This is a genomic window from Streptomyces atriruber (assembly GCF_001418325.1).
Classification (GTDB): Bacteria; Actinomycetota; Actinomycetes; order Streptomycetales; family Streptomycetaceae; genus Streptomyces; species Streptomyces atriruber.
In genome coordinates, this window is record NZ_LIPN01000529.1 from 1 (window position 1) to 2,070 (window position 2,070).

General features: G+C 72.2%; 3 protein-coding genes. 1 reads left to right on the forward strand and 2 read right to left on the reverse strand.

Annotation, left to right across the window (positions count from 1 at the left end; all coding sequences use genetic code 11):
* Positions 1–184, reverse strand: a 184-nt coding sequence (locus AOK03_RS37725) for a hypothetical protein (protein ID WP_157869189.1), incomplete at its 3' end; no start/stop codon positions are given.
* A gap of 7 nt (positions 185–191) precedes the next feature.
* Complete coding sequence (locus AOK03_RS37730) at positions 192–1,187, reverse strand: SMI1/KNR4 family protein (protein ID WP_055569879.1); 996 nt, start codon at positions 1,185–1,187, stop codon at positions 192–194.
* 286 nt (positions 1,188–1,473) lie between these two features.
* Between AOK03_RS37730 and AOK03_RS37735 the strand changes: the two genes are divergently transcribed.
* Positions 1,474–2,061: a YwqJ-related putative deaminase gene (locus AOK03_RS37735; protein ID WP_079075222.1), complete on the forward strand. Its 588-nt coding sequence runs from the start codon at positions 1,474–1,476 to the stop codon at positions 2,059–2,061.
* The last annotated feature ends 9 nt before the right edge of the window (positions 2,062–2,070 follow it).

Genomic DNA, 2,070 nt, shown 5'->3' on the forward strand with positions numbered 1-2,070 from the left:
TGTCCCGCGCGATGACGAGCCGCTGCCCGCCGCCGTCGGACACCGGACCGTTCTCCCGGTCCTCGGCCCACACCACGAACCCGAGCTCGAACTCCCGGACCCGCACCTCACGGTGCTGGTAGCCGGGCACATCGCCGTTGATCCATTCCTCGGCGCGCTCCTGCGCCTGTGCGAAGGTCACCATCGTTACGTCACTCCCCACCCGAGGACACGGGGACGGCGTGCGCGAAGCCGCCGTCCACCATCAGGTTCGCCACGGTCTCCAGCTCCGGCGGATTGCCCGCGAGCCGGGACAGGAACGCGTCGAAGTCGTCGCCGCACGGCAGCAGCAGTTGCCGCACCCGCTCGGCAGGGGGCCACCCGGCCGCCTCCGAGACGTCACGCGCGTCGTCGTACGCGCAGAACCACACCGAGCCGATGCGGTCGCCCTTGACCTTCACGGCCAGCAGACCGCCCTGCACGAAACCGACACCCAGGTAGTCCTTGGTGAGGTGGTCGCGCAGGCACTTGTTCACGTACACCAGGTCGTTGACCGCGGCCTCGTCCCGGACCGTGAAGAACGGCTGGTCCACCAGCAGTCCGAGCTCGGCGTCGAGCGCGGCGCCGACCGGCGCGCAGCCGCCCGCGGCCTTCAGGAACGAGCGGTAGGCGCCCGGCAGGCGGTAGCCCAGGTCCTCCTCGACGCCCTGCACCTGCTGCTCCGTCACCGCGACCGCGGCCTTCGGCAGGCCGAAGTGGGCCGGACGCGTCTCCTGCAGCGGACGCGTCCCCCTCTTGTTCTGGTCCACCGTCGTCGTCGCGATGCCGCCGTGGTGCCGCAGCAGCGCCTTCACCTCGACGGGGACGAGCTCCAGACGGCGGCCGTTCGGCACGTGGTGCCAGGTCCAGCCGTGCGGGGTCGCCACCGCGGGAATCGTGTCCCACAGGTCGTGGCCCGCCGCCGCCATCGCCGCGTTCGCCGATACGTAGTCCGTCAGGCGCAGTTCGTCGACACCGAAGCCTTCCGGGGGCTCGGCGATCTCTGCGGCCGCGCGGGCGTACGCCGAGAAGTCCGGGTAACCGTGCTCGTCCACCCGCACCCCTCTGGGATGGCGGGCGGCACGGACCGGATCCGGGAAGTGCACTACCTGCCCGGCGTAGGCCGCGTTCGGCGGCGCTGACTGCTGCCCCAGCCGACCTGTCGTCATGGCGGTTGCCCCCTGCGGCACTGTGGAAGGTTCTGATTCGGTTCTGCGGTTTCTTGTCCTGCGATGTCGACACAGCCTATGCGCAAGGACGACACCGGTCACCGGGCCTCCGGTTCCATGACCACCAGCCACCGGACGGTCACCGTGTGACGAAACCCGGCGGAAAGCCAGGCGTGTCGCAGTGCCCCAGCTTCCGCACCACCCGCCCCATTTGGCAGGCTGTCCCCGCGACGCGGGGGCGTTGTACGCGCGGTGACGGCCGCGAGCAGGGGGAGGGAAGAGCACGATGCAGACGGCACAGAGCGGCATGTCCGGCCACACACTGTCCACGGCGCCGGGCGCCACGACCGACGGCGACGCGCCCTCGGGCACGGTCCCGACCGCCGCGCAGGCCGCCGGGGACCCACGCGTCGGCTGGAGCGCCACCGCCGCCCACGCGCCCGTCCTGCGGCAGCGCCGCGACGGCATCCTGCCCACGGTCGCCGCCGCCCTCTCCGTACGCGGGCAGACCACCCTCACGTGCACCGCGGGCCGCGGCGAGGAGCCCCCCGCCCTCCATCCGCTCGTCCAGGACTTCCTCGACGCCCTCACCAGCGGGCAGCGCGAGCGCTTCACCGGCCGCTGCGCCGAGGCCATCCTCATCTCCCGCCACCTCACGGCGGCCGACGCGAGCCGCTCCAAGCGCGCCTCGCGCAAACCCATGACCAACGGCGAGGCCCGCAAGGCACTCAAACACGCCAAACTCACCACCCGCCGCATCCGTGAGGACGGCGACCCGCTGCACGGCCACTTCGCGCAGCCCTGTCGCTCCTGCACCGCCCTCACGGCCCACTTCGGCATCCGCGTCGTCGACCCCACGACCACCGAGGCCTGACCGCCGCCC

Excerpts from the sequence above, each read along its gene's own strand:
- AOK03_RS37730 (WP_055569879.1), bottom strand. The coding sequence starts at position 1,187 with ATGACGACAGGTCGGCTGGGGCAGCAGTCAGCGCCGCCGAACGCGGCC.
- AOK03_RS37735 (WP_079075222.1), top strand. The coding sequence starts at position 1,474 with ATGCAGACGGCACAGAGCGGCATGTCCGGCCACACACTGTCCACGGCG.